We start from the raw sequence: 22,499 nt of genomic DNA, 5'->3' as shown, positions 1-22,499 counted from the left end.
TCATCCTTTTAAATATCTATTTATTAGATCCAAGATTAGCTCTTTTACTTTGATATTTTGAATTTGATCTACTATCTTAACTTCTAGCTCATCTCTAATGCGTTTTGCCTCATCTACGCCAAGTAAATTGGTAAATGAATTTTTAAAAGTATCGTTATTTGTGGGTTTCCCAGCGATTTGAGCGTTGCTAGTGGCATCTATTATATCATCGTGAATTTGAAATGCTAATCCAAGCTTTAGCCCAGCTTCATATATCTTATCACACTCTTTATCACTAGCTCCGGCAATTACTGCGCCAATTTGCATACTAGCTGCGATGAGAGCGCCAGTTTTGTGTAGGTGTAGGAATTTTAACTCATCTAAATTTAATTTTTTATTTTCAAAATAGCAATCAATGGCTTGACCAATTACCATACCATTAAGACCGCCATTTTTACTAAGTATCTGAATGGATTTAATAGCTATATCCGCTGGCAAATTTGAATTAGCCAAAACCCTAAAAGCTTCAGTATTTAAAGCATCGCCAACCAAAATAGCTGTGGCCTCATCATATTTGACATGCAAGGTAGCCACACCACGGCGAAGATTAGAATTATCCATCGCTGGAAGGTCATCGTGAATGAGTGAATACGCGTGTAGTAGCTCCACTGCTAAAGCCGCTGGATATGGATCACACGATGGATTTATGGCTTTAGCGGTGCCGATTAATAATTGAGCACGAAAATGCTTACCACCTGCTTTTAAAATCCACTCAATTGCCTCGTTAAAATGCGGATGAAAGCTATCTGTTTTGGGTAAATTTGACTCTAAATACTCCAAAAAACTCATTTATTTACTCGCACAAAAAACTGAAAATCATCTCTTGAGATTAGATAGTATGCTTGAACATTTTTATTTTTCATAATATTATCCACTTCAATGGCACTTTTAATAGCAACGCCATCTATTTGCATAATTTTATCTCCAACTTTTAAACCTAGCTTACTAGCTTTGGAATTTGCTTTTACGCTAGTAATTGTCATTGTTTTATCCACATTTAGTCCAAATTCAGGTAGAAATTTTGGCTTTGGCGGAATCTTTTTAACCTCAGCGGTTTTATTATCATCTATAATATTTTTAGCTGTTATATTTGACATTTTAATATCATAATTTAAAATCTGCGAACCACGCTTAATCTCAAATTTAAGCAAAGAGCCCTTATCGGCAAATAGCACCATCTCATTTATCTCTCTTAAACTTGTAGGCTTTTTACCATTGACTGAGAGAATTTCATCACCACTTCTAAGCTCTTTTCCAGCACCAAATGGATTTGCACTTACTACTTTTATAGTGGTATTGTTTTCATTAAATTTAACCCCAATATCCCCATAATACACATCATCATAACGCATAAAATGCTTTAAATATCTATTTGGTATAAATCTATATTCTCCAAGGCTGATCCCAACCATCGAAGCACAATCACAAACTAGCATTCCAGCCTTGCCCGTGCTAAAGCTAAGCTCATCAAGCTGTCCAAGCTCACTACCAAAACTCTTTATATGCCCCATATTTACGATATTTTCTTCTAAGGTCATAACCCACATATCTTGCCTACTATCAAGTTCATCAAGCATAAATGCCCCACGCAAAGTAAATCCAGGCTTGATAAGATATAGCCCAAGATATGGATCAAATTTGATATAATCTGCCTTATTTAGCGGATTACTCTTATCATACACTACAGCTGCATACTCGCCATTTAGAGCGATTGCGATATTATCTTTATAGTTAAATTGCGACTCTCTCATCTTCTCATATATGGCAGCTCTATCGGCTATTGTAGGCTCTGGAGCCGCATTTAAAATCGCCCCAAGCATTAAGATAGCAACAAAAATCCTAATCATAATCCACCCCCAAAAGCACCAAATCCGCCAAGTAGCGATGAAGCCGCTTTTTGCTTCTCTTCATTGGCTAAATTTATAGCGTCATTTATGGCTGAAATTAATAGAATTTGCAAACTATCCTTATCTTCAAGCAAAGAATCATCTATGCTAATATCTAAAATTTCAGATTTACCATTAATTTTTACACTTATTAATCCCCCACCAGACTTACTACAAAACTCCTTTTGTGCGAGCTGGGCTTGGAATTCATCTGCTTTTTGCTGAGCTTGAGATAGCATTTGCGTCATCTTTGAAAAATCAAAATCTTTAAACATCTATTTACCTTTAAATTTTGGCGATTATAGCAAAAGTGCCTTTAAATCTTGCTTTTTAGCCATCTATTTTATTATTTGAATCCACATGGATAATTGTAGGTTGAAATTTCTTAGCCTTTTTAAGGCTCATTGAAGCGTAGCTTACAATGATGATTATATCGCCTACGCATACCTTTCTAGCTGCTGCACCATTTAGGCAAATTTCCCCATCTTTATCGCCTTTAATAACATAAGTAGCAAATCTCTCGCCATTATTTACATCAAGTATCTCTACCTTTTGAAACTCAAGCAAATTTGCTGCTTTCATGAGCTTTTCATCTATGGTGATTGAGCCAATATAGTTTAAATTTGCATCAGTTACAGTGGCTCTGTGAATTTTGCTAGATAGCATCTCAATTTTCATTTTTATCCTTTTTATCTAATATATCTTTTACAACTTCTTGGTCGCTAAATGAATATTTAACCCCATTTATCTCTTGATAACTCTCATCTCCCTTGCCTAAAATCAATAATACCTCATCATTTTGTATATCCATAGCCTTTGCGATTGCCTCTTTGCGATTTTGAATTTTAATCGTATTTTTAGGCATTAAAGCAGCAACTTGCTCTATTATCTCATCTGGATCTTCACTCCTTGGATTATCGCTTGTTACAATTGCGATTTTAGCATATTTAGCGACGATTTGCCCCATTATAGGGCGTTTGCTTTTATCTCTATCTCCACCAGCACCAAATACTACAATCAGCTCTTTATCACACATAGAACTTAATACCTTTTGTATCCCATCAGGAGTATGAGCAAAATCCACAATAATAGTCGGCAAATGCGATACAATCTCCATTCTACCAGCCACGCCCTTAAAGTCCTTAAGCCCATCGCATATGGATTGTAAATCCAAATTTAATAGCTTTTTTGTAGCAGCGATCACGCTAAGAGCGTTATATAGATTAAATTTGCCATGTAAATTAAGGGATAAATCCGCCTTCTCATCGCCATTTATAATAGTTGCGTTTATGCCATTTTCTAAATTAATTTTATCAGCATAAATATCAGCGTGATTAGTTGAATATGTGAGTGAATTTATAGGATTATAGCTAATCTCTTTACAATCAGCGTTTATAATCTTATCGCACTCATCGCTTAAAAAGCTAGATTTTACCCTTGCGTATTCGCTAAAGCTTTTATGATAATCTAGATGATCTTGGCTTAAATTTGTAAAAATCTTTAAGCTAAATTCCAAGCCTTCAATGCGATTTTGTGCTATAGCGTGTGAGCTAACCTCCATTATAAAATATTCGCACCCGCTATCAACGGCCTCTTTAATATAGCTAATACTCTCTAGAATTTGGCTTGTTGTTAGCCCCTTTTTGGCTATTTGTCTATCGCCGATAAATGAGCCACAAGTCCCGCTAACTGCACTTTTATAGCCCAAATTTGCTAAGGTATGAGCTAGTAAAAATGCGGTTGTGGTCTTGCCATTTGTGCCAGTAATACCTATAATTTTAATTCGGTTTTTAAGCCCTAAAAGCTCTATAGCCTCGCTTGGACTAATCAATTTTGCCCCAAGATCTAAGGCTTGAGCGGAGTATTTGGAATTTGAATTAGAAAGCACAAAATAGCAACCACTCTTAACTTCTTTAGAATTATCAGTAATAAATCCGCTATTTAAGGCTATTTTCATCTTTATCCCTAATCTTTTGTAGCACCATAGCCACCCTCTCATCGCCCATAAACATTTTAACCGAACTCTCTAAATACTTCAGCCCAATATCGCTAAATCCATTATCTACAAGAGAATTAACAAGATCAAATAACTCATCTTTATGCGTAATAATAATTTTGGTAGAAAATAAAATACTCTCAAATAACTCTTTAAAATCATTATCATTTAATAAATTTTTAAAATCTGCGTAGGTGATGGCATTTTGGCTCTCTAGCATTATAGCGCTCTCATCGTTTGCGTTTTGTATAAGCTCGATAATTTCAAGAATAGTTTGAGTATTATCCTTTTGAGCTGGATCAAAATATATCTCAAATAATGAAAGAGCCTCGCTTGGATTATCTTTTGCCGTGTCGCAAAGCTCTATAAAAGCAAGTATCTCATCGCTTGGAGATCTATTATAAGCAATATTAAAGCTCATCTTAGCTAGTTCAAATTTCCCTTGTTTAAATAGCTTTATTGCAATATCTTTGTAGTTTTGCCCCATCTATTTCCTCTGATTGCAAATTTACGATATGGATTAGAATTTATGGCTAATTATACACAAAATATAAAAAATTTAGATTAAATAGCACCGATTTCTAGGCTTATCTAATAATAATTAATTAAATCTATACGATAAGCCAAAATTTGCACTATATAGCTTATCATCGCTATTTATATCAGCACCTAGATTTAAATTGATACTTAAATTTTTATTAACTATATATAAAACACCTGTATCAATTGCGAAATTTGTATGCTTTTTATCCTTGCTGTCTATTATAAATCCAGCATTGCTGCTAGTAAATGAACTTCTTATCACGCCATCATCTACTATTAAATCTCTTTTAATTTTTAAATCTGTATATAGACTAAAATCATTAAATTCTTGTATAGTCTCAAGACCAATTTTAGCTTTTAAATTCTTAGCTGTGTTGCTTTGAACTTTTTGAGTTTCATATGAGTTTTTATCTTTTAATATATAATCTTCGCTTTTAAAATAGAGATAATCCGCACCAATATATGGCTTTATAGATGTTTTTTCATTTAAAGATACTCTATATCCATAACCCAATCCAAAGCTCATATAACCAATATCAAATTTAGAGTTAAAATATCTATCTAGATTTTGCTCTAAATTGCCATAACCACCAGCTAAATTAAAGTCAAATTCATTACTATCCATAAAATATCTAGTATAAAATCCAAGCTCATATATATTACTCTTAAGCTCTACATTGTAACTTTTTGAGTTTGCATATGAAAAGTAAGTGCCTATCAATAAATCATCTACAAATCTATCATAACCAAAAATTCCGCCATAAAGCCTAGGATTTGTCCCATCTTTAAAATCGCCTGCTAGGGTATTAAAATAGAATGAATTTAAAAAATCATCCATCTCATCAGCCATCATAAAAGCAAAAATCTCATTATTTACACTAGCGAATTTCTCCCCTTGGAGAGATTTGATAAAACTAGCTATCTTGCGTGATTATAGCTCGGCTAGATAAGCGTTTATTTATATGTGTTGTGGTAAGAGAGTTAAATGTATTAGCTAAATTTTTAGCCAAACTCGGATATGCTACTACACTATGATTATTCATTGGTTGTGCTATCAAACTTCCCTATTTACGGCAATCTCTTGAGTGTTTGTAGGGATCTCTTGAGTAGTTTTGATGGTTTGCTCAGCAGATTTATCTGAGCCGCCACCACAGCCTAACAGAAAAAATATTGTTATAAAACTAATGCCAATATTTTTTAATACTCTAAATTTTATATCCAGTCCAACTAATAAATTTTCAGATAAAATCTATACCTTTTCTAGATCAAATTCTTGACCAATTGGGATATTTACCACTATTAATTCTGGATGAATATCATTTCGAATTTGCTTTTCAACGCCAAATTTTAGCGTTTGAGAGCTTGCAGCACAGCCGTGGCAATGTCCGGTTAAACGCACATAAACAACTCCGTTTTTAATACCCAAAAGCTCCATACCGCCACCATCTCTTTGGAGCATAGGCAATACAACATTAAGACTTTCTAAAACTGGCTCATAAAGCTCTTCATCGCTAAATGGTATCATAAGCATCCTTTATATTTTTAGCAATTATATACAAATATAAAAAACTTAGATTAAATAATATTTTAGAAATTAGATTATAAAGATTATAAATTAGATAAGCTAAATTTGCTAGGATCTCTCCTAGCAAATATCATTCAGATACTAGTTCTATATAGGCCATCTCAGAAGCATCGCCTTTTCTAACTCGTGTTTTGATGATTCTAGTATAGCCGCCATTTCTATTTACATATTTTGGGGCGATTTGTGTAACTAATTTATTAGTTGCTTCTTTATCTTGTAAATATGCAAATACATATTTATGGGCGTTAAAATCGCCTTTTCTAGCTCTTGTGATTAATTTTTCTATATAGCTTCTTAGCTCTTTTGCTTTTGGTAAAGTAGTTTCTATCTTACCAGCCTTAACGATTGCGATCGTAAGGTTTTTAAGCAAAGCAGCACGATGAGAGCTAGTGCGGCCTAGTTTTCTATATCCGTGATTATGTCTCATTATATTTCCTTCGCTTTTATGATTTTAACTCAGCTATCTTTTTTCTGAGCGATTCTTTGCTATCACCTAGCTTATTTTCACCAAATGGATAGCCTATTTCAGCCATTACAGCCTTAATCTCATCAAGAGATTTTTTACCTAAATTTTTAAGATCTTTTAGCTCACTCTCTTCCATCAAAGCAAGCTCACCAATAAATTTAACATCAGCCTTATCTAAGCAATTAAAGCTTCTAGCTGATAAATTTAAATTCTCAATACTCTCTAAAAGTTTTGAGTGCTCGCTAGAGCCTTTAGATGACGCCATAGCCATATTTACATCTATATTTAGGATATTATTAAATATAGACATCTGCTTATACATAGCTTCAATTGAGTTTTTAAACGCCTCTAAAGGAGAGACCTGACCATCTGTAGTTATCGTTAAAACGATTTTTTCATAGTCTGGATTATCTTCAACCAAAACATTTTCTATCTCATAAACTGCATGTTTAACAGGTGTAAAAAATGCATCAAGTGCGATATATCCACTCTCTACGCTCTCTCTAATCTCTTCGCTAGGCACATAGCCAATACCTTTTTCTATAACCAAAGAGAAAGTTAGCTCGGCATCTTCATTAATAGTAGCTAGATACGCATCAGGATTTACTATCTCGACAATATCATTACATAGATCTGCACCGGTAATCTCTTTTGGACCTTTAAAGCTATACTCAATAACCTCATGCTCTGAATCATTTTTAAGCTTAAAGCGTAAATTTTTGAGATTTATGATAAATAGCGTTACATCCTCTAGCATTCCTCGCATACTATCAAATTCATGAGAGACGCCTTCGATTTTAACAGCAGTTGGAGCAAATCCAACTGTGCTTGTATAAAGTAGTCTGCGAAGCGGATGAGCTAGAGTAACTGCATAGCCGGTTTCAAAAGGATACGCTACTATTTTAGCCACATTTTCACTTATTGGGGTAACCTCTATGTCAGTAGGCATGTAAGCTGATGTTGTTATCTTTCTCATCATAATCTCCTTATTATTTAGAGTAAAGCTCGACTATATATCTTTCCTCAACTGGAATGACAATCTCTTCGCGTTCTGGAATTCTTGTGAAAATTCCATATTTTTTATCTTTTTCTACATCAACCCAAGCTACTATACCTGTTTGATTAGTAAGCTCGATAGCACGAACGATTTGCGGATTCTCTTTACTTTTTTCAACAATCTCTATTTTTTGACCGGCTCTTACTCTATATGATGGGATATCCACTCTTTTACCATTTACTAAGATATGGCCATGAGTTACTAACTGTCTTGCAAATCTTCTAGTCGATGCAAAACCCATTCTATAAACCACATTATCAAGTCTTTGCTCTAATAAAGAGATAAGAAGTGCTCCTGTATTGCCTTCTCTTCTTGCAGCTTCAGCAAATAATCTTCTAAATTGTTTTTCGCTCACGCCATACATAAATTTAGCTTTTTGTTTCTCTCTTAATTGTAAGCCATATTCACTAATTTTTGCTTTTCTTTGTCCGTGTTGGCCTGGAGCGTATGGTCGTTTTTCCAATGCGCTCTTGCCAGCTAGTCTTCTTTCGCCTTTAAGTGCAAGAGATACACCTAGGCGTCTTTCTAATTTTTCAACTGGTCCTCTATATCTTGCCATTATAATTCTCCTAAATTCTATCTACAATTACACGCGGCGGCGTTTTGGTGGTCTGCAGCCATTGTGAGCTAGTGGAGTTATATCTTTTAGATATAGCACCTTAATTCCTTCTACTGCACCGATACTTTTTACTGCTGTTTCTCTACCGCTACCTGGGCCTTGAACTTTGATGCCTACTTCTTTAATGCCATGCTCTTTTGCTTTATTTAATGCATCTTCTACTGCTTGTTGAGCTGCATATGGGGTTGATTTTTTACTACCTTTAAAGCCTAAACCACCAGCACTACTCCACGCTATAGCATTACCCATCTCATCAGTTACTGTAACCATTGTATTATTAAATGTAGCAGAGACATACACGATACCTCTAGCTATATTTTTTTTAACTACTTTTTTCTTAATTACTTTTCTTTTTGCCATATCTTATCCTTATTTAGTAGCAGCGCCAACGGTTTTTCTTCTGCCCTTTCTAGTTCTTGCGTTGGTTTTTGTTTTTTGACCACGCACTGGCAGACCTTTTCTATGTCTTAATCCTCTAAAGCTACCTAAATCCATCAAAGCTTTTATATCCATAGCCACGCTTTTTCTTAAATCACCTTCGACCATGTAATGCTCTTGAATCTCTTTACGGATAGCAGCAGCTTCATCTTCGCTTAACTCATAAACTCTCTTATCATAAGAGATACCTACAGCATCAAGAATTCTTCTTGAAGTATATAGACCTATACCATAGATATATGTAAGGCCATACTCTACTCTTTTTTTCTTTGGTAAATCAACACCTGCAATACGAGCCATACCTTATCCTTGTCTTTGTTTATGTTTTGGGTTTTCGCAAATAACATGAACTATGCCTTTGCGTTTGACAATTTTGCATTTGTCACACATCTTCTTTACAGAAGGACGAACTTTCATCTGAGTCTCCTAAAAATTATTTACCACTTTTACTAGACTGCACTTAGGTCTAAGAACACGCCTAAACCAACTATTTTCAAAACAAGTGGCACACTTTGAAAATACTTCTTTATCCAGTTTGGATGCAAAGCTTGGAATTGTATCTAAAATTGGCTTTAATTTTTATAAATTTAACAGAGCCGTAACTCTGTTAAAAACTTAAGAATTTAAGAATTTTTCTAAATCCGCCTTTGGATCTGAGCTAATTAGCGATAAATTATATTTTTCTACTAAGAAATTTAATATTTCGCTATTTAAAAATTTTGGCAAACTAGGGCCAATATGGATATTTTTTACACCCAAATATAATAGTGCTACTAATATTATTATAGCTTTTTGTTCCATCCACATTAACACTATTGAAAGCGGCAAATCATTGATGGCTATCCCTGTAGCCTCACTTAGAGCCATAGCTATTTTTACTCCACCATTACTATCATTGCACTGACCCAAATCTAAATATCTTGGAATATTTGTCCCTTCTATTAAACCAAAATCTATATCGTTAAATCTAAATTTACCACAACTTGAAGTTAAAATCACGCAATCTTTTGGCACACTAAGGGCTAACTCCCTATAATACTCCCTGCCTTTACCTGGGGCATCACATCCTGCTATAACAAAAAATCTACGAATTTTACCGCTTTTAATCGCATCTAAAATCTCACTAGCCATAGGCAAAATAGCCTTATAATGATGACCCGTGCTGATTACTTCATCGCTATCAAAGCCACTTACATCATCAAGCTCTAAAGCCTTATTGATTAGTGGAGTAAAATCATCGCCATTAATATGAGCTATGCCTTGGGTGCTTGCGATATCATATCCAAACAATCTATCGCTATATCTAGCACTTTTGCGAAGTGGAACGATACAATTTGTAGTCATCAAAATAGCTCCACCAAATTTATTAAAAAGCTCAGTTTGGTCAAACCATGCTTTACCCAAATTTCCTTTTAAATGTGGATACTTTTTAAGCTCTGGATAGCCATGAGCTGGAAGCATCTCAGAGTGGGTGTAGATATTAATCCCTTTATCTTTGGTCTGCTCTAATAGCTCTTTTAGTGCGTGAAGATTATGACCGCTTACTAAAATAGCTTTGCCACTTGCTTTGTTTTGAGTGATTTTTACAGGAGTTGGGATACCAAATTTACTAGTGTGGGCATTGCTTAAAATATCCATAACCTCTACTCCAGCCTTGCCTACTTTTAGCAATTGCTCGATATGCTGATCGAAATTAAAATTCATATTTGTAAGTGTAAAATATAGAGTTTGAGCCATTATATCATCTACATTTTTTGTATTGGCTCCTAGTTCATTTGCATGGTGGCGATATGCGCTTAAACCCTTTAGGGCAAATATCATCATATCTTGCAGCCTTGCTAGTGTAGCATCTTTACCGCAAGTCCCCATACTTTGCCCTTTAGAGCCACACCCATCATTAGCACTCATCTCACATTGATGACAAAACATCTCTAAATCCATAAAAATCCTTTAAAAATAAATTAAATTTGGATTTTATAGAATTTTTATATTTTTGTATGTAATCACTTCACATTTCTAAATAAATTTTACCCCTTGATAAGGTTAAAAGTCCATTTTTTTCTAGTTGTTTAAGATTTTTAGATACACACTCTCTTGTTACTCCTAGATGATTTGCTATTTGCTGATGAGTTATTTTTATGCCATTATTTATAGCATTTTTTCTGATAAATTCAACCAATCTATCACGAAATGGTATGGTTTTACTTTTTGAAGCCACCTCTATGCTCTTAGCAAATTGCTTAGCAAAAATAGTTAAAATATACTCACTAAGCTTAGGATACTTCTGTCTTAAATCTCTAAAAATATTATCTGGAATTATAATGATTTCTAAATCACCAAGCGCTTGGAGATTTAACTCTAGCTCAAGTGATTTTTGAGTACAAATTTGGCATATTACCCACTCATCACCCTTTTCAAGGGTGAGAATTGTCTTTTCTTGAGAGCCAAAAATAGTATAAACTCTAAGAGCCCCAGAGCCAATTATCAAAAGTCCATAATGACTCTTTGTAAGTAGCTTACCATCGCTAAATTTTCTAATTTGTAAAAATTTTTCTATCCTATCTAAATCTTGCGAAGCTACGCCAAATCTTTTGAGCTTATCTTTTAAGGCATCTATCATATATTATTTATAACGATATGTAATCCTACCCTTGTCTAAGCTATATGGAGTTAGCTCGACCTTAACCCTATCGCCTGGCATAATCTTGATGTAGTGCATTCTCATCTTACCAGCAATATGGCATAAAATTACATGCTTATTATCTAATTCTACTTTAAAGGTAGCATTAGGTAGAGCCTCGACCACATTGCCATCAATCTCTATAACATCATCTTTTGCCAAATTTTATCTCCTTAAATAAACTTAAATTTCAATCAACTACACTAAGTATCTCAGCCTTGCCATTAATCACTGCTACGCAATGCTCATAGTGGCTAGTTCTTAAGCCATCTACGCTAGTAACGGTCCATTTATCAGCAGCAATCTTTGGTGTGCCATCTTTTTGACAAATCATTGGCTCAATGCAAAAAACCATACCATTTCTAATTTTTGGTCCAGCTTTTGGCATTGTCCCTTCTAAGTAGTTTGGAATTTCAGGCTCTTCGTGCGGCTTGCGACCTATTCCATGACCGCAAAATCCCTTTAATGGCACATATCCACGCCCTAAGATAAACTGCTCAAGCTTATAACAAAGCTCTTTAAAATGCATACCAGCCCTAATCTCATCAATGGCATAATACAAAGCATCTTTGCTGCACGCAATCAAAGATTCATCGCTTTTTGAGATATTGCCTACTGGGTAAGTTCTAGCACTATCGCCAAAAAAGCCATTTAAATTTGATCCAATATCAACTGATACTATATCGCCATCTTGTAAGATATAGCCATTTGGAATTCCGTGGATTACAACCTCATTTACACTGATACAAGCAGTATTTGGAAAGCCATAAAGCCCTTTAAAAGCTGGTTTAGCTCCAGCAGAAACTATCATATCTTCGCAAATTTTATCAATTTCAAGAAGTGAAATTCCAGGCTTAATAATCGTATGAAGATGATCTAGAGTAGCTGCGACTATTCTATTAGCCGCACGCATACTCTCTATCTCTTTTGGGGTTTTAATTCCTATAGCCATCTTATAGTCCAACTGCACTTAGAGTTTGATATTTACTCATATAGACTTGAGCTTCTATCTTTCTCATCGTATCAAGTGCTACTTGCACCACAATCAATACAGATGTACCACCAAAGTAGAATGGCACTCCCATAAATTTAACTAAAACCCAAGGCAAAGTAGATATAAGACCAAGGTATATAGAACCAGTCAAGGTAAGCCTACTAGCTACTTCGTTTAAGAAATTAGCCGTGCTCTCACCAGGTCTGACACCAGGGATAAATCCGCCTTGTCTTTTTAAATTTTCGCTTATATCTTTTGCATTAAATGTAATGGAGGCATAAAAATATGCAAAAAATAGAATAAACAAAAATGTTAAGATGTTAAAAAAGTAGCTATTTGGATTTAAAAAATCATTTATCGCTACTATAAACTCATTTGTGCTTGCTTGTAAAATTGTCCCAGGAAACATCAAAATAGCACTAGCAAAAATCGGCGGAATAACACCGCTTAAATTTACTTTTATAGGGATGTAATTCATTATTCTCTTATTTTGATTTTGCATAACTGTTTTGCGAGAATATGAGATTGGCACCCTTCTTTCGCCCATTTCTACATATATTACCACGCCTACAGTGATTAGAATAACCAAAGCAATTGCGATAACTACTAAGAAATTTAACTCTCCAGTATTTACCAAATCAATTGTACCGCCAATAGCGCTTGGTATACCACTTACGATACCAGCAAAGATTATAAGGCTAATACCATTTCCAATACCTCTTTGAGTGATTTGCTCACCTATCCACATAAGTAGCATTGTCCCAGTTAGCATAGATACGCAGCTAATAGCGATAAATAAATTCATATCTATCATTATTGCACTTGTGCCATCTTTGCCAGTTAAGCTTTGTAAGCCAATACTTACCCCAATTGCTTGTATAATGGTAATAACGATAGTCACATAGCGGATAATTTGCATATATTTTTGCATACCATCACGCTCTTTTTTCATCTTGCCTAAATTTGGAAATGTAGCTGCTAAAAGCTCCATAATAATCGAAGCTGTGATATATGGCATAATACCTAATGAGATAATGCTTAAACGCTCAGCAGCGCCACCACTAAACATATTAAACATACCAAGTGCATTTGAACTATTTGAAGTAAAGAATTCCCTAATAACATCAATATTTACACCAGGGACTGGCACATAAGCCAGCACCCTATAAGCAAACAAAAATCCAAGCGTAATTAATATCTTGTTGATTAATGCTCTATTCATTAGTTATTTCCAGTTACCTTTATATTCTCATCTTTTATCTTGCTAAGTAGATCTTTAGCCCCAGCACCTATAAGTTTAACTTTTTTGATGCTATTTGAGAATTTATGTACTGTTTTAAGAGTATCTAGCGTAATCTCGCTTAACTCTTTAATAGCAGGATTTTTATCAACGCTAATTGCGTATGGTTTTTCAAATTTAGAAGTAAAGCCTACTTTTGGTAGTCTTCTTTGAAGTGGTTGCTGACCACCTTCAAACCCTCTTTTTTCATTATAGCCTTTTCTAGCTGTTTGACCTTTACCACCTTTTGTAGCGGTTTTGCCCCAGCCACTACCTTGACCACGACCAATTCTTTTAGTATTGCGAGTTGAGCCTGCAGCTTTTTGTAAATTTTCTAGTCCCATACTCTCTCCTTAACCTTTTAGCATGCTTAATGCTTTAATTGTAGCACGAACGACATTTGCAGAGTTATTTGAGCCAAGAGACTTAGTAAGTATATTTTTAATACCTGCTAACTCTACAACCGGACGAGCACCACCGCCAGCGATAACTCCAGTACCTTCGCTAGCTGGTTTTAATAAAATTCTACTTGCGTTATATTTAACTTCAATATCATGTGGGATAGTGCTACCTTTTAACTTAACTTCTACAATGTTTTTAAAAGCATCATCAGTTGCTTTTCTCATCGCATCTGGAACCTCTTTGGCTTTACCAAAACCAAAACCAACATGACCCTTTTTATCCCCTACAACAACAAGAGCTGTAAATCTAAATCTTCTACCGCCTTTGACAACCTTAGTAACACGACCAATATCAACGATTACTTCTTCAAATTCTTCTCTATTATACTTTTCCATCAATAATCCTTGCGTTATAGCTTAATGCCATTTTCTCTTAGAGCTTCAGCAAATGCTGCAACTACACCATGGTATAGATAGCCATTTCTATCAAATACCGCTTCTTTGATTCCAGCTTTTTCTAATTTGCTAGCAATATCTTTGGCAAGAATCACCGCACCAGCTTTATTTGCTTTGATGCCTAGCTTTCTACCATCGCTAGCACAAAGAGTAGTAGCGTTAATATCTTCTATCGCTTGGACATATAAAGTTCTATTGGATTTAAATATAGAAATTCTAGGGCAAGACACGGTACCGCTGATTTTAGCTCTAATTCTTCTTTTTCTCTTAATTCTTAGAGATAATTTTCTTTTTAATACATTTGCTACCATTGCTTACCCTTATTTCTTAGATGTTTTACCGGCTTTGCGGATTATGCGTTCTTCGACATATTTGACACCTTTGCCTTTATATGGCTCTGGCGGTCTAAAGCCTCTTACTTCAGCTGCTACTTGACCTACTAATTGTTTATCGCTACCTTTGATAGTGATAATGTTTTTTTCAACGCTTACTTCTACGCCTTCAGGAAGTTCATAGTTAATAGGATGTGAAAAGCCTAAAGCTAACTCTAATACCTTACCTTTTGCTGCAGCTTTATAACCAACACCATTAATCTCTAGTTGTCTAGTAAATCCAGCTGTTAAGCCAATTACTATATTATTTGCTAAAGCACGATATGTGCCCCAGTAGGCTCTGCTTTGTCTATCATCACCCTTACTAGTAAATGTGATGATGCCATCTTTAACTTCTACATTAACATTGCCTTTAGTGTCTAACTCTTTAGTAGCGTTACCTTTTTTAAACACTAAAACCGAACCATTTAAACTAACATCTAAACCACTTGGAATAGATATTGGCTGTTTTCCAATTCTTGACATATCTTTCCTTTTTACTTGTCTAGGGTATTTCTACGCCGTGCGAATGGATACCCAATACCATAAAAAGATTAGCCTTGAGCAATGCACTCAATAGCTAATTCAACTACTACCAAACTGTACAAAGCACTTCGCCACCAACACCAGCTTTATGTGCTTCGTCATTGCTTAAAACGCCTTTGCTAGTGCTAACTATAATCGTTCCATAGCCATTTTTAAATCTTTTGATCTCATCTTTACCTTGATAAACTCTACGACCTGGCTTTGAAACTCTTTTTAATTCATTTATTACACTTGCACCGCGTTCATCATATTTTAGAACTACATTAATGAATTTTTTATTATTCTCTTCAATTACATTATAGCTCTCAATATAGCCTTTTTGTGCTAGAATTTTTAAAGTCGCCTCAACAACATTTGAGTGTAGAAGTTGAGTAGTCTCTAGTCTTCTCATAGCCGCATTTCTAATGCGTGTTAGTCCATCTGAAATTAAATCATTTATCATATTATTTCCCTTACCAACTTGCTTTTTTAAGACCTGGTATTAGTCCTTCGTTAGCCATTTTTCTTAGGCACACACGGCAAATTCCAAAATCTTTATAAACAGAGTGTGGGCGACCACAAATTTGACATCTAGTGTATCCACGCACGCTAAATTTAGGTTTGCGCGCTGCTTTTGCTATCATTGATTTTTTTGCCATATTACTTTCCTTTTGCAAATGGAATACCAAAGAGTTCAAGTAGCTTGAACGCTTGTTTGTCATCGTTAGCTGTTGTAACTATAGTTATATTCATACCATGTGTTCTTAGAATTTGATCATATACAACTTCTGGAAACATTAGTTGCTCATTTAAACCAAAGTTATAATTACCACGACCATCAAATCCATCTCTAGGCAAACCACGGAAGTCTTTTACCCTAGGAAGCGCAATGCTAATTAACTTATCTAAGAAAGCATACATTTGCTCTTTTCTTAATGTTACTTTTATACCTACTGGGAAGCCTTCACGAACTTTAAAGCCAGCAACTGACTTTTTAGCATTTGTAACAACTGCTTTTTGTCCTGCTATCAAAGATATTGTATCAGCCATATTTTGAAGCAATTTTTGATCTTTAGCACCCTCTCCAGCTCCAACGCTAATTACGATCTTTTCAATTGCTGGAATAAGCATAGGGTTTTTAATATCAAATTCTTTTACTAGAGCTGGTTTAATACTCTCATTATATTTTGCTTTTAATCTCATATTTAACCCTCAACTTTTGCAACATTTGAAATGTCAATAGGCATCTCTTTGCTTATAAAGCCACCATTTGGATTTTTCTCACTTGGTTTTACCGCTTTTTTAGCAACTTTTACACCTTCTACTATTACTTGAGCTTTTTTAGGAAGCACCGCTAAAACCTTAGCAACTTTGCCTTTATCATCACCTGCGATTACTTTTACCTCATCGCCTTTTTTGATTTTATATTTTACTGCCATTATAGAACCTCCGGTGCAAGAGATACGATTTTCATAAAATTCGCATATCTTACTTCTCTACCCACTGGGCCAAATATACGAGTACCTACTGGCTCTCTTTTATTATCAAGGATAACAGCAGCATTCTCATCAAAGCGGATTAGAGAGCCATTGCCTCTTTGAACCTCTTTTTTAGTCCTTACTACTACTGCTTTTACAACTTGACCTTTTTTAATTTTGCCATTTGGTAGAGCTTTCTTAACTGAGCAAACGATAACATCGCCAAGGCTTGCATATCGTCTTTTACTACCACCTAAAACTTTTATACACATAAGCTCTTTTGCGCCACTATTATCTGCTACTGCTAGTCTTGTAAAACTTTGTATCATTATTCAACTCCTGTTTTCAAAACTGATTGTAAGCGGAATTTCTTTCTAGCACTTAGCGGTCTGCACTCAACAGCTGATATAGTATCTCCCACTTTTAGCTCATTTTTCTCATCATGAACTAGATACTTTTTAAAGCGTTTTACAAATTTATGGTATCTTGGGTGCATAACTCTTCTTTCAACCAATACAGTTGCAGTTTTATTCCCAGCTATGGCTACTACGACACCTTGAATTTCTCTTTTCATTTCTACTGCCATCATTCACCCCTTACTTCGCAGCACTAATTGCAGTATTGATCCTAGCTATATCTTTTTTAGCTTCACGGATCTCATTAGGGTTAGTTAGCTGCATAGTTTTTAGCTTTTGTCTAAGTGTAAATAAAAGCACCTTTTTCTCTTTTAATAAAGCGTTAAGTTCGCTTAAATTTTTCCCACTTATATCAGTATATTTCATTTTCGCTCTCTCTTGTTACAAACTTAGTTTTAAATGGTAGTTTGTGCATAGCTAATGTCAGAGCCTCTCTAGCAAGCTCTTCAGATACTCCAGCCATCTCAAATATTATTCTACCTGGTTTGATATTCATAACCCACTCTTCAACTCCACCTTTACCTTTACCCATACGAGTTTCTAAAGGTTTTTTAGTAATAGGTTTATCTGGGAATACTCTAATCCAAGTTTTAGCTTGTCTTTTTACATGACGAGTATATGCTTGACGAGCTGACTCTATTTGGCGAGAGTTGATTCTACCAGCTTCTACAGCTTTTAATCCAAATTCGCCAAGCGCTAAAGCTGTACCGCGAGTTGCATAGCCACGATTGCGGCCTTTCATCATTTTACGATATTTCGTTCTTTTTGGTAATAACATTATTTACCCCTTCTAGCGCGTTTTGCTTTTTTAGGAGCTGTCTCTTCGCTCTTTTCAGCTTGGATACCTTTTTGTAACACTTCGCCTTTAAATATCCATACTTTTACACCTATATTACCATAAGTTGTATGAGCTTCAGCAAAGCCATAGTCTATTCTAGCCCTTAAAGTATGTAAAGGCACACGACCCTCAAGATACCACTCAGTTCTAGCCATTTCAGCACCACCTAAGCGACCTGATACGCTTACTTTAATACCTTTGCCACCAGCTTTTTGAGCACCTTGAATGACTTTTTTCATAGCACGGCGGAATGCCACACGACGCTCAAGTTGCATAGCTACATTTTCTGCTGCTAATTGAGCTGAGCTACCAGCTTTACGCTCTTCTTTGATATTGATAGCTACATCTTTATTGACTAATTTAGCAACTTCTAATCTTAAATTTTCTACTTCGCCACCTTTTTTGCCGATGATGATACCAGGGCGAGCAGCAACTACTGTTACTCTTAGTTTTTTAGCTGTTCTTTCAACTAAAATTTGGCTAACACCAGCATAATATAGCTTAGCTTTTAGGAATTTTCTTATTTTATAGTCTTCGCCTATGTTTTCTGGAAGTGTTGCTTTTGATGGAAACCATCTAGACTCCCAGTTTCTATTTATACCTAGTCTAAGACCTATTGGATTAACTTTTTGTCCCATTTTATGCTTCCTTCTCTGTTTTTGCTGCTTTAGCTACTTCTACTAAGATATGGCTAGTAGGTTTGCGAATTCTACTTGCACTTCCTCTTGCTCTTGGGCGGAATCTTTTTAATACAGGACCTGCATCTACTCTACAACTTTTCACAACTACCTCTTCAGGCTCAAATCCGCCATTAGCTACAGCTGAACTTATAGCATTTGCGATATACTTTGCTCCACGATTTGGCATAAAGCTAAGGCTTGCTAATGCTAATTCGGCATTCATTCCTTGAACTTCATTAGCTATTAATCTAGCTTTTGTTGGAGATAGTCTTATGAATTTAATAATAGCTTTACTCATAACTTCCCCTTATTTACCTATTTTTTTCTGAACAGAGCCTTTATGACCCTTAAATGTTCTTGTTGGTGCAAATTCGCCTAGTTTATAACCTATATGATTTTCTGTTACATATACAGGAATAAAGCTTTTGCCATTATGCACATTAAATGTCAAACCTATCATTTCAGGTGTGATTGTGCTTCTTCTTGACCAAGTTTTAATTGGTTTGTTATCATTAGCGGCTTTTGCAGCGATGACTTTTTTCATTACATGGTCATCTACAAAAGGACCTTTTTTTAGCGATCTAGCCATCGTTATTTACCCTTTCTTCTAGAAATTATAAGTCTATCACTAGCTTTTTTACGGCGAGTTTTAGCACCTTTAGTTGGTTTGCCCCATGGAGTAACTGGGTGGCGACCTGAATTTTTCTTACCTTCACCACCGCCGTGCGGGTGATCTACTGGGTTCATCGCACTACCTCTAGTTTGTGGGCGGATACCTCTATGGCGATTGCGACCTGCTTTACCGATAGTTACATTTGCCCAATCTTCATTACCAACTACGCCAACTGTAGCCATACATTCAGCTAATACTTGTCTCATCTCACCGCTTGGAAGTCTTAGGATTACATATTTTTCTTCTTTACCCATAAGTTGAGCATACCCACCCGCACTTCTTGCCATTTGGGCACCTTTGCCTGGTTTTAGCTCGATATTATGGACGATTGTACCAACTGGAATGCTTTTTAACTTCATAGCGTTGCCTGGTTTTATATCAAGACCGGCTTCGGCTGCACTGATAACATCGCCTACATTTAAGCCACTAGGGCGGATAATATATCTTTTTTCTCCATCAAGATAAGATATAAGAGCGATACGGCAATTTCTATTTGGATCATACTCTATAGCTTCAACTTTGCCTGGAATTCCAAATTTACGACGCTTAAAATCAATAATACGATATAGTTTTTTCGCACCAGCCTCTTTATGGCGGCTTGTAATTCTACCATTATTATTTCTACCAGCTGCGGCAGGAATTTTCACAAGTAGGCTTCTTACGCTAGCTTTAGCTGTGATATCTTCACTGCTAAGACTAGTCATAAATCTTCTACTTGGAGTATAAGGTTTAAAACTTTTTATTGCCATCTTATGCCTCCTGACTTGCTAGGCTTACGCCATCTGGTAGTTTGACATAGAATTTTTTGTAATCATTTCTTACGCCAACTCTACCTCTAAAACGCTTAACTTTGCCATCTATTCTAAGTGAATTTACTCTAAGTGGTGTTACACCAAAATACTCTTTTAATACCTCTTTTAGACCATTTTTAGTCATTTTTGGTGAAGTTTGGATTACTACTACACCTTGTTCTTGAAGGCCAAGAGTTTTTTCTGTATATACTATAGTTTTAATATCTGTTATATCTGCCATTTTTAGCCCTCTTTTACTATTGATTGTAGTGCTGATTTTTCAGCTATAACTGCACTATAGACTGATACTAAATAAGCATTTACTTCGCTAGCATCTACCACATAGCAATTTGCTAGATTTCTAAATGCTAAAAGTGTCTTAGCATCAAGCTCATTTTTAATGATTAACGCATCTCTAATACCAAGTTTTTTGATAATAGCTGCCGCATCTTTTGTCTTACCACTCTCAATAGCGATACTATCTACTGCATAGAATTTGCCATTTGAAACTTTCTCATTTAGAGCAAATTCAAGCGCTAATCTTTTTTGTTTTTTATTAACTTTTTGATTATAATTTCTATTATTTTTAGGACCAAATGCCACAGCACCGCCAACCCAAACATTCGTTCTTGTTGAACCAGCCCTTGCACCACCACGGCCTTTTTGACGCCAAGGTTTTTTACCACCACCGCTTACATCTGAGCGACCTTTTGTGTGGGCGGAGTTTGCTCTCATACTAGCAAGGTAGCTTTTAACATATAGATATAAATTGTGTGAATTTACCTCAGCATAGCTTGCTGGAAGCTCTAATTCACTTGTTTTTTCAAATTTATCGTTTAAAACTGCTATTTTACTCATTTAACTATCCTTACTCTGCCCATAGCACCATTAAATCCTGGAACTGAGCCTTTTAATACTAAAATTCCATTAGCACTATCAAAGCTTACAACTTCGTTTTTAACGGTAGTTTTTTCATTACCATAGTGTCCTGCCATCTTTCTACCTGGTTGGACACGACCTGGCCATTCGCAGTTACCTATAGAGCCTGGTCTGCGGTGAAATCTTGAACCATGACTTGCTGGACCACCTGAGAAACCATGTCTTTTAATAACACCTTGAAAGCCTCTACCTTTTGTATTAAAGCTAACTTTTAAAACTTTAGCCTCATTTAGTGGAGTTGTATCTAAATCACCAGCTTCGCTATTTGCCACGCTTAAAGTTGCAAATTGGTTAAATTCGCTACTTAAACCATATTTTTTTTGCTGACCTTTTATAGCTTTGTTGTTTGCTTTTGTATAAGCATAAGCTACGATAGCTCTGCTATTTTCACCTACTTCGCACACTTTAGCTGGTAAAAGTCTAAGCAATGTAACAGGAGTACTTGGGTTTGAGATAGTTCTGCTCATACCTATTTTTTCTACGATATATTCCATCATCTCTTCCTTTTATACTTACTTGCCCATAGCACGAACTTCGACATTTACCTCAGGGGCAAGGTCAAGCTTTGTTAGACTATCAACTGTATCAGGTGTAGCTGCTACAATATCTAGCATACGAGCGTGAATTCTCATCTCAAATTGCTCACGAGAATCTTTATTTACATGTGGAGATTTTAACACTGTATAGCGTTTAATCTTTGTAGGCATTGGTACTGGCCCACGAACATCGGCACCAGTGCGTTTGACAGCTTCTACTATGGCTGCAACTGTGCGGTCTAGAACTCTGTGGTCATAAGCTTTTAGCTTAAGCCTAATTCTTTCCATATTTTTTCCTTTAAAATAACTTGTCGCCAACTTGCGACCTTTTGATATAGTGCTCTTGCAGAGGCTTATAACCAAACTTCAAGCATACAAGCAAAGCTTACGCTTCTCATCAAAAGACGCGAATTATATCCAAAATAAGTTTTAAAATCAAATTTTACCGATATTTTTCTAAATTTTATAATATTTTTTTCCTTTTTATTAGGAATAAAATAATAGTGTTAATAATTTTAATATCAAGCAATTAACTATTTTTTGATACAATACTTCTTGTAGGCTTAGCCTAAATTTAATATAAAGGATTTTTATGGATAACTCTTTAGAGGCATACACTCAAAAGTATGATAAGGAAGGCTACGGACTTCAATATCCAGATGGTCATGTGATTAGATTTTATGAGAGAATTCTTAAATTTGAACTCCATAAAACTAGCGGGAATTTACTAGATTTTGGCTGTGGAAATGGCATTCACTCACAATATTTCAAGGATATTACTGGGGGGGGGTATAGAGCCTTATGGCGTTGATA

Annotated in this window: 40 protein-coding genes and 1 pseudogene; 1 reads left to right on the top strand and 40 read right to left on the bottom strand. The window is 35.4% G+C overall.

What is annotated here, in order from left to right:
• The 40 genes and pseudogenes from CSUIS19072_RS02530 to rpsJ form a co-directional block, all read right to left on the bottom strand.
• A complete protein-coding gene (locus CSUIS19072_RS02530) occupies positions 1-828 on the bottom strand; it encodes a polyprenyl synthetase family protein (RefSeq protein WP_086292855.1) in 828 nt (275 codons plus the stop codon).
• On the bottom strand, positions 825-1,886 hold the full coding sequence (locus tag CSUIS19072_RS02525) for a DUF7488 domain-containing protein (RefSeq protein WP_086242383.1): 1,062 nt from the start codon (positions 1,884-1,886) through the stop codon (positions 825-827). The genes CSUIS19072_RS02530 and CSUIS19072_RS02525 overlap by 4 nt, the downstream gene beginning before the upstream one ends.
• Entirely contained in the window at positions 1,883-2,200 is a 318-nt protein-coding gene (locus CSUIS19072_RS02520; protein WP_086237474.1) for a YbaB/EbfC family nucleoid-associated protein, read from the bottom strand. The genes CSUIS19072_RS02525 and CSUIS19072_RS02520 overlap by 4 nt, the downstream gene beginning before the upstream one ends.
• A 55-nt stretch (positions 2,201-2,255) precedes the next feature.
• A complete protein-coding gene (panD, locus tag CSUIS19072_RS02515; protein WP_086242384.1) occupies positions 2,256-2,603 on the bottom strand; it encodes an aspartate 1-decarboxylase in 348 nt (115 codons plus the stop codon).
• Positions 2,593-3,882, bottom strand: a complete 1,290-nt coding sequence (locus tag CSUIS19072_RS02510) for a UDP-N-acetylmuramoyl-L-alanyl-D-glutamate--2,6-diaminopimelate ligase (protein WP_086292857.1) — start codon at positions 3,880-3,882, stop codon at positions 2,593-2,595. The genes panD and CSUIS19072_RS02510 overlap by 11 nt, the downstream gene beginning before the upstream one ends.
• Entirely contained in the window at positions 3,863-4,408 is a 546-nt protein-coding gene (locus tag CSUIS19072_RS02505; protein WP_086237477.1) for a hypothetical protein, read from the bottom strand. The genes CSUIS19072_RS02510 and CSUIS19072_RS02505 overlap by 20 nt, the downstream gene beginning before the upstream one ends.
• A 114-nt stretch (positions 4,409-4,522) precedes the next feature.
• Positions 4,523-5,314, bottom strand: a complete 792-nt coding sequence (locus CSUIS19072_RS02500) for an autotransporter outer membrane beta-barrel domain-containing protein (protein ID WP_180380058.1) — start codon at positions 5,312-5,314, stop codon at positions 4,523-4,525.
• Between the two features lie 64 nt (positions 5,315-5,378).
• Positions 5,379-5,507 (bottom strand): hypothetical protein, encoded by a 129-nt coding sequence (locus CSUIS19072_RS02495; protein WP_257789240.1) that lies wholly within the window; start codon positions 5,505-5,507, stop codon positions 5,379-5,381.
• A gap of 206 nt (positions 5,508-5,713) precedes the next feature.
• Complete coding sequence (locus CSUIS19072_RS02490) at positions 5,714-5,989, bottom strand: NifU family protein (protein ID WP_086237479.1); 276 nt, start codon at positions 5,987-5,989, stop codon at positions 5,714-5,716.
• Between the two features lie 130 nt (positions 5,990-6,119).
• Entirely contained in the window at positions 6,120-6,476 is a 357-nt protein-coding gene (gene rplQ / locus CSUIS19072_RS02485) for a 50S ribosomal protein L17 (protein ID WP_086237480.1), read from the bottom strand.
• Between the two features lie 16 nt (positions 6,477-6,492).
• On the bottom strand, positions 6,493-7,491 hold the full coding sequence (locus tag CSUIS19072_RS02480; RefSeq protein ID WP_086237481.1) for a DNA-directed RNA polymerase subunit alpha: 999 nt from the start codon (positions 7,489-7,491) through the stop codon (positions 6,493-6,495).
• A gap of 13 nt (positions 7,492-7,504) precedes the next feature.
• Positions 7,505-8,131 carry a 30S ribosomal protein S4 gene (rpsD, locus tag CSUIS19072_RS02475; protein WP_086237482.1) on the bottom strand — a complete coding sequence of 209 codons (627 nt, stop codon included), beginning with the start codon at positions 8,129-8,131 and terminating at the stop codon, positions 7,505-7,507.
• Between the two features lie 27 nt (positions 8,132-8,158).
• Positions 8,159-8,551, bottom strand: coding sequence for a 30S ribosomal protein S11 (gene rpsK, locus CSUIS19072_RS02470; RefSeq protein ID WP_086225407.1), 393 nt, complete (start codon positions 8,549-8,551; stop codon positions 8,159-8,161).
• A gap of 9 nt (positions 8,552-8,560) precedes the next feature.
• Positions 8,561-8,929 carry a 30S ribosomal protein S13 gene (rpsM, locus tag CSUIS19072_RS02465; protein WP_086237483.1) on the bottom strand — a complete coding sequence of 123 codons (369 nt, stop codon included), beginning with the start codon at positions 8,927-8,929 and terminating at the stop codon, positions 8,561-8,563.
• Between the two features lie 3 nt (positions 8,930-8,932).
• Complete coding sequence (rpmJ, locus tag CSUIS19072_RS02460; RefSeq protein ID WP_002848032.1) at positions 8,933-9,046, bottom strand: 50S ribosomal protein L36; 114 nt, start codon at positions 9,044-9,046, stop codon at positions 8,933-8,935.
• 198 nt (positions 9,047-9,244) lie between these two features.
• Positions 9,245-10,570 carry a hydroxylamine reductase gene (gene hcp / locus CSUIS19072_RS02455; protein WP_086237484.1) on the bottom strand — a complete coding sequence of 442 codons (1,326 nt, stop codon included), beginning with the start codon at positions 10,568-10,570 and terminating at the stop codon, positions 9,245-9,247.
• A 67-nt stretch (positions 10,571-10,637) separates the two neighbouring features.
• Positions 10,638-11,249, bottom strand: a complete 612-nt coding sequence (locus CSUIS19072_RS02450) for a Crp/Fnr family transcriptional regulator (RefSeq protein ID WP_086237485.1) — start codon at positions 11,247-11,249, stop codon at positions 10,638-10,640.
• Positions 11,250-11,252: 3 nt separating this feature from the next.
• A complete protein-coding gene (infA, locus tag CSUIS19072_RS02445; RefSeq protein WP_009649712.1) occupies positions 11,253-11,471 on the bottom strand; it encodes a translation initiation factor IF-1 in 219 nt (72 codons plus the stop codon).
• A gap of 28 nt (positions 11,472-11,499) precedes the next feature.
• A complete protein-coding gene (map, locus tag CSUIS19072_RS02440) occupies positions 11,500-12,261 on the bottom strand; it encodes a type I methionyl aminopeptidase (protein ID WP_086292859.1) in 762 nt (253 codons plus the stop codon).
• 1 nt (position 12,262) lies between these two features.
• On the bottom strand, positions 12,263-13,525 hold the full coding sequence (secY, locus tag CSUIS19072_RS02435) for a preprotein translocase subunit SecY (protein ID WP_086292861.1): 1,263 nt from the start codon (positions 13,523-13,525) through the stop codon (positions 12,263-12,265).
• The gene (gene rplO, locus CSUIS19072_RS02430) at positions 13,525-13,926 is read right to left on the bottom strand and encodes a 50S ribosomal protein L15 (RefSeq protein WP_086237488.1); all 402 of its coding nucleotides are present in this window, start codon (positions 13,924-13,926) and stop codon (positions 13,525-13,527) included. Before rplO ends, secY begins: the two co-directional genes overlap by 1 nt.
• A gap of 9 nt (positions 13,927-13,935) precedes the next feature.
• The gene (gene rpsE, locus CSUIS19072_RS02425) at positions 13,936-14,379 is read right to left on the bottom strand and encodes a 30S ribosomal protein S5 (protein ID WP_086292863.1); all 444 of its coding nucleotides are present in this window, start codon (positions 14,377-14,379) and stop codon (positions 13,936-13,938) included.
• A 14-nt stretch (positions 14,380-14,393) separates the two neighbouring features.
• A complete protein-coding gene (gene rplR, locus CSUIS19072_RS02420; RefSeq protein ID WP_086292865.1) occupies positions 14,394-14,750 on the bottom strand; it encodes a 50S ribosomal protein L18 in 357 nt (118 codons plus the stop codon).
• A 9-nt stretch (positions 14,751-14,759) separates the two neighbouring features.
• The gene (gene rplF / locus CSUIS19072_RS02415) at positions 14,760-15,296 is read right to left on the bottom strand and encodes a 50S ribosomal protein L6 (RefSeq protein WP_086237491.1); all 537 of its coding nucleotides are present in this window, start codon (positions 15,294-15,296) and stop codon (positions 14,760-14,762) included.
• A gap of 106 nt (positions 15,297-15,402) precedes the next feature.
• On the bottom strand, positions 15,403-15,798 hold the full coding sequence (gene rpsH / locus CSUIS19072_RS02410) for a 30S ribosomal protein S8 (RefSeq protein ID WP_086237492.1): 396 nt from the start codon (positions 15,796-15,798) through the stop codon (positions 15,403-15,405).
• A gap of 10 nt (positions 15,799-15,808) precedes the next feature.
• Positions 15,809-15,994: a type Z 30S ribosomal protein S14 gene (locus CSUIS19072_RS02405; protein WP_038452543.1), complete on the bottom strand. Its 186-nt coding sequence runs from the start codon at positions 15,992-15,994 to the stop codon at positions 15,809-15,811.
• Between the two features lies 1 nt (position 15,995).
• A complete protein-coding gene (rplE, locus tag CSUIS19072_RS02400; RefSeq protein ID WP_086237493.1) occupies positions 15,996-16,538 on the bottom strand; it encodes a 50S ribosomal protein L5 in 543 nt (180 codons plus the stop codon).
• A 2-nt stretch (positions 16,539-16,540) separates the two neighbouring features.
• The gene (gene rplX / locus CSUIS19072_RS02395; protein WP_086292867.1) at positions 16,541-16,774 is read right to left on the bottom strand and encodes a 50S ribosomal protein L24; all 234 of its coding nucleotides are present in this window, start codon (positions 16,772-16,774) and stop codon (positions 16,541-16,543) included.
• Complete coding sequence (gene rplN / locus CSUIS19072_RS02390) at positions 16,774-17,142, bottom strand: 50S ribosomal protein L14 (protein ID WP_086237495.1); 369 nt, start codon at positions 17,140-17,142, stop codon at positions 16,774-16,776. Before rplN ends, rplX begins: the two co-directional genes overlap by 1 nt.
• Entirely contained in the window at positions 17,142-17,387 is a 246-nt protein-coding gene (gene rpsQ / locus CSUIS19072_RS02385; protein ID WP_418229014.1) for a 30S ribosomal protein S17, read from the bottom strand. The genes rplN and rpsQ overlap by 1 nt, the downstream gene beginning before the upstream one ends.
• A 22-nt stretch (positions 17,388-17,409) precedes the next feature.
• On the bottom strand, positions 17,410-17,595 hold the full coding sequence (rpmC, locus tag CSUIS19072_RS02380) for a 50S ribosomal protein L29 (protein WP_086225392.1): 186 nt from the start codon (positions 17,593-17,595) through the stop codon (positions 17,410-17,412).
• On the bottom strand, positions 17,582-18,007 hold the full coding sequence (gene rplP, locus CSUIS19072_RS02375; protein ID WP_086225391.1) for a 50S ribosomal protein L16: 426 nt from the start codon (positions 18,005-18,007) through the stop codon (positions 17,582-17,584). Before rplP ends, rpmC begins: the two co-directional genes overlap by 14 nt.
• A complete protein-coding gene (gene rpsC, locus CSUIS19072_RS02370; RefSeq protein WP_086237497.1) occupies positions 18,007-18,705 on the bottom strand; it encodes a 30S ribosomal protein S3 in 699 nt (232 codons plus the stop codon). The genes rplP and rpsC overlap by 1 nt, the downstream gene beginning before the upstream one ends.
• Before the next feature lie 7 nt (positions 18,706-18,712).
• Positions 18,713-19,045: pseudogene (rplV, locus tag CSUIS19072_RS02365) on the bottom strand (50S ribosomal protein L22); the annotation flags it as partial.
• 9 nt (positions 19,046-19,054) lie between these two features.
• Positions 19,055-19,336: a 30S ribosomal protein S19 gene (gene rpsS, locus CSUIS19072_RS02360; RefSeq protein ID WP_063997500.1), complete on the bottom strand. Its 282-nt coding sequence runs from the start codon at positions 19,334-19,336 to the stop codon at positions 19,055-19,057.
• Between the two features lie 2 nt (positions 19,337-19,338).
• On the bottom strand, positions 19,339-20,169 hold the full coding sequence (gene rplB, locus CSUIS19072_RS02355) for a 50S ribosomal protein L2 (protein WP_086292869.1): 831 nt from the start codon (positions 20,167-20,169) through the stop codon (positions 19,339-19,341).
• Position 20,170: 1 nt separating this feature from the next.
• On the bottom strand, positions 20,171-20,452 hold the full coding sequence (locus CSUIS19072_RS02350) for a 50S ribosomal protein L23 (RefSeq protein WP_086237500.1): 282 nt from the start codon (positions 20,450-20,452) through the stop codon (positions 20,171-20,173).
• A 2-nt stretch (positions 20,453-20,454) separates the two neighbouring features.
• Positions 20,455-21,069: a 50S ribosomal protein L4 gene (rplD, locus tag CSUIS19072_RS02345; RefSeq protein WP_086237501.1), complete on the bottom strand. Its 615-nt coding sequence runs from the start codon at positions 21,067-21,069 to the stop codon at positions 20,455-20,457.
• Positions 21,066-21,644 carry a 50S ribosomal protein L3 gene (gene rplC / locus CSUIS19072_RS02340; protein ID WP_086237502.1) on the bottom strand — a complete coding sequence of 193 codons (579 nt, stop codon included), beginning with the start codon at positions 21,642-21,644 and terminating at the stop codon, positions 21,066-21,068. The genes rplD and rplC overlap by 4 nt, the downstream gene beginning before the upstream one ends.
• 18 nt (positions 21,645-21,662) lie before the next feature.
• On the bottom strand, positions 21,663-21,974 hold the full coding sequence (gene rpsJ / locus CSUIS19072_RS02335; protein WP_002847957.1) for a 30S ribosomal protein S10: 312 nt from the start codon (positions 21,972-21,974) through the stop codon (positions 21,663-21,665).
• A 304-nt stretch (positions 21,975-22,278) separates the two neighbouring features.
• Between rpsJ and CSUIS19072_RS02330 the strand changes: the two genes are divergently transcribed.
• Positions 22,279-22,497 carry a hypothetical protein gene (locus tag CSUIS19072_RS02330; protein ID WP_086292871.1) on the top strand — a complete coding sequence of 73 codons (219 nt, stop codon included), beginning with the start codon at positions 22,279-22,281 and terminating at the stop codon, positions 22,495-22,497.
• Positions 22,498-22,499 lie beyond the last annotated feature (2 nt).

Origin of the sequence: Campylobacter sp. RM19072, assembly GCF_024723485.1 — a bacterium.
Taxonomy (GTDB): Bacteria; Campylobacterota; Campylobacteria; order Campylobacterales; family Campylobacteraceae; genus Campylobacter; species Campylobacter porcelli.
This window is presented reverse-complemented; position numbering and strand designations above follow the sequence as displayed.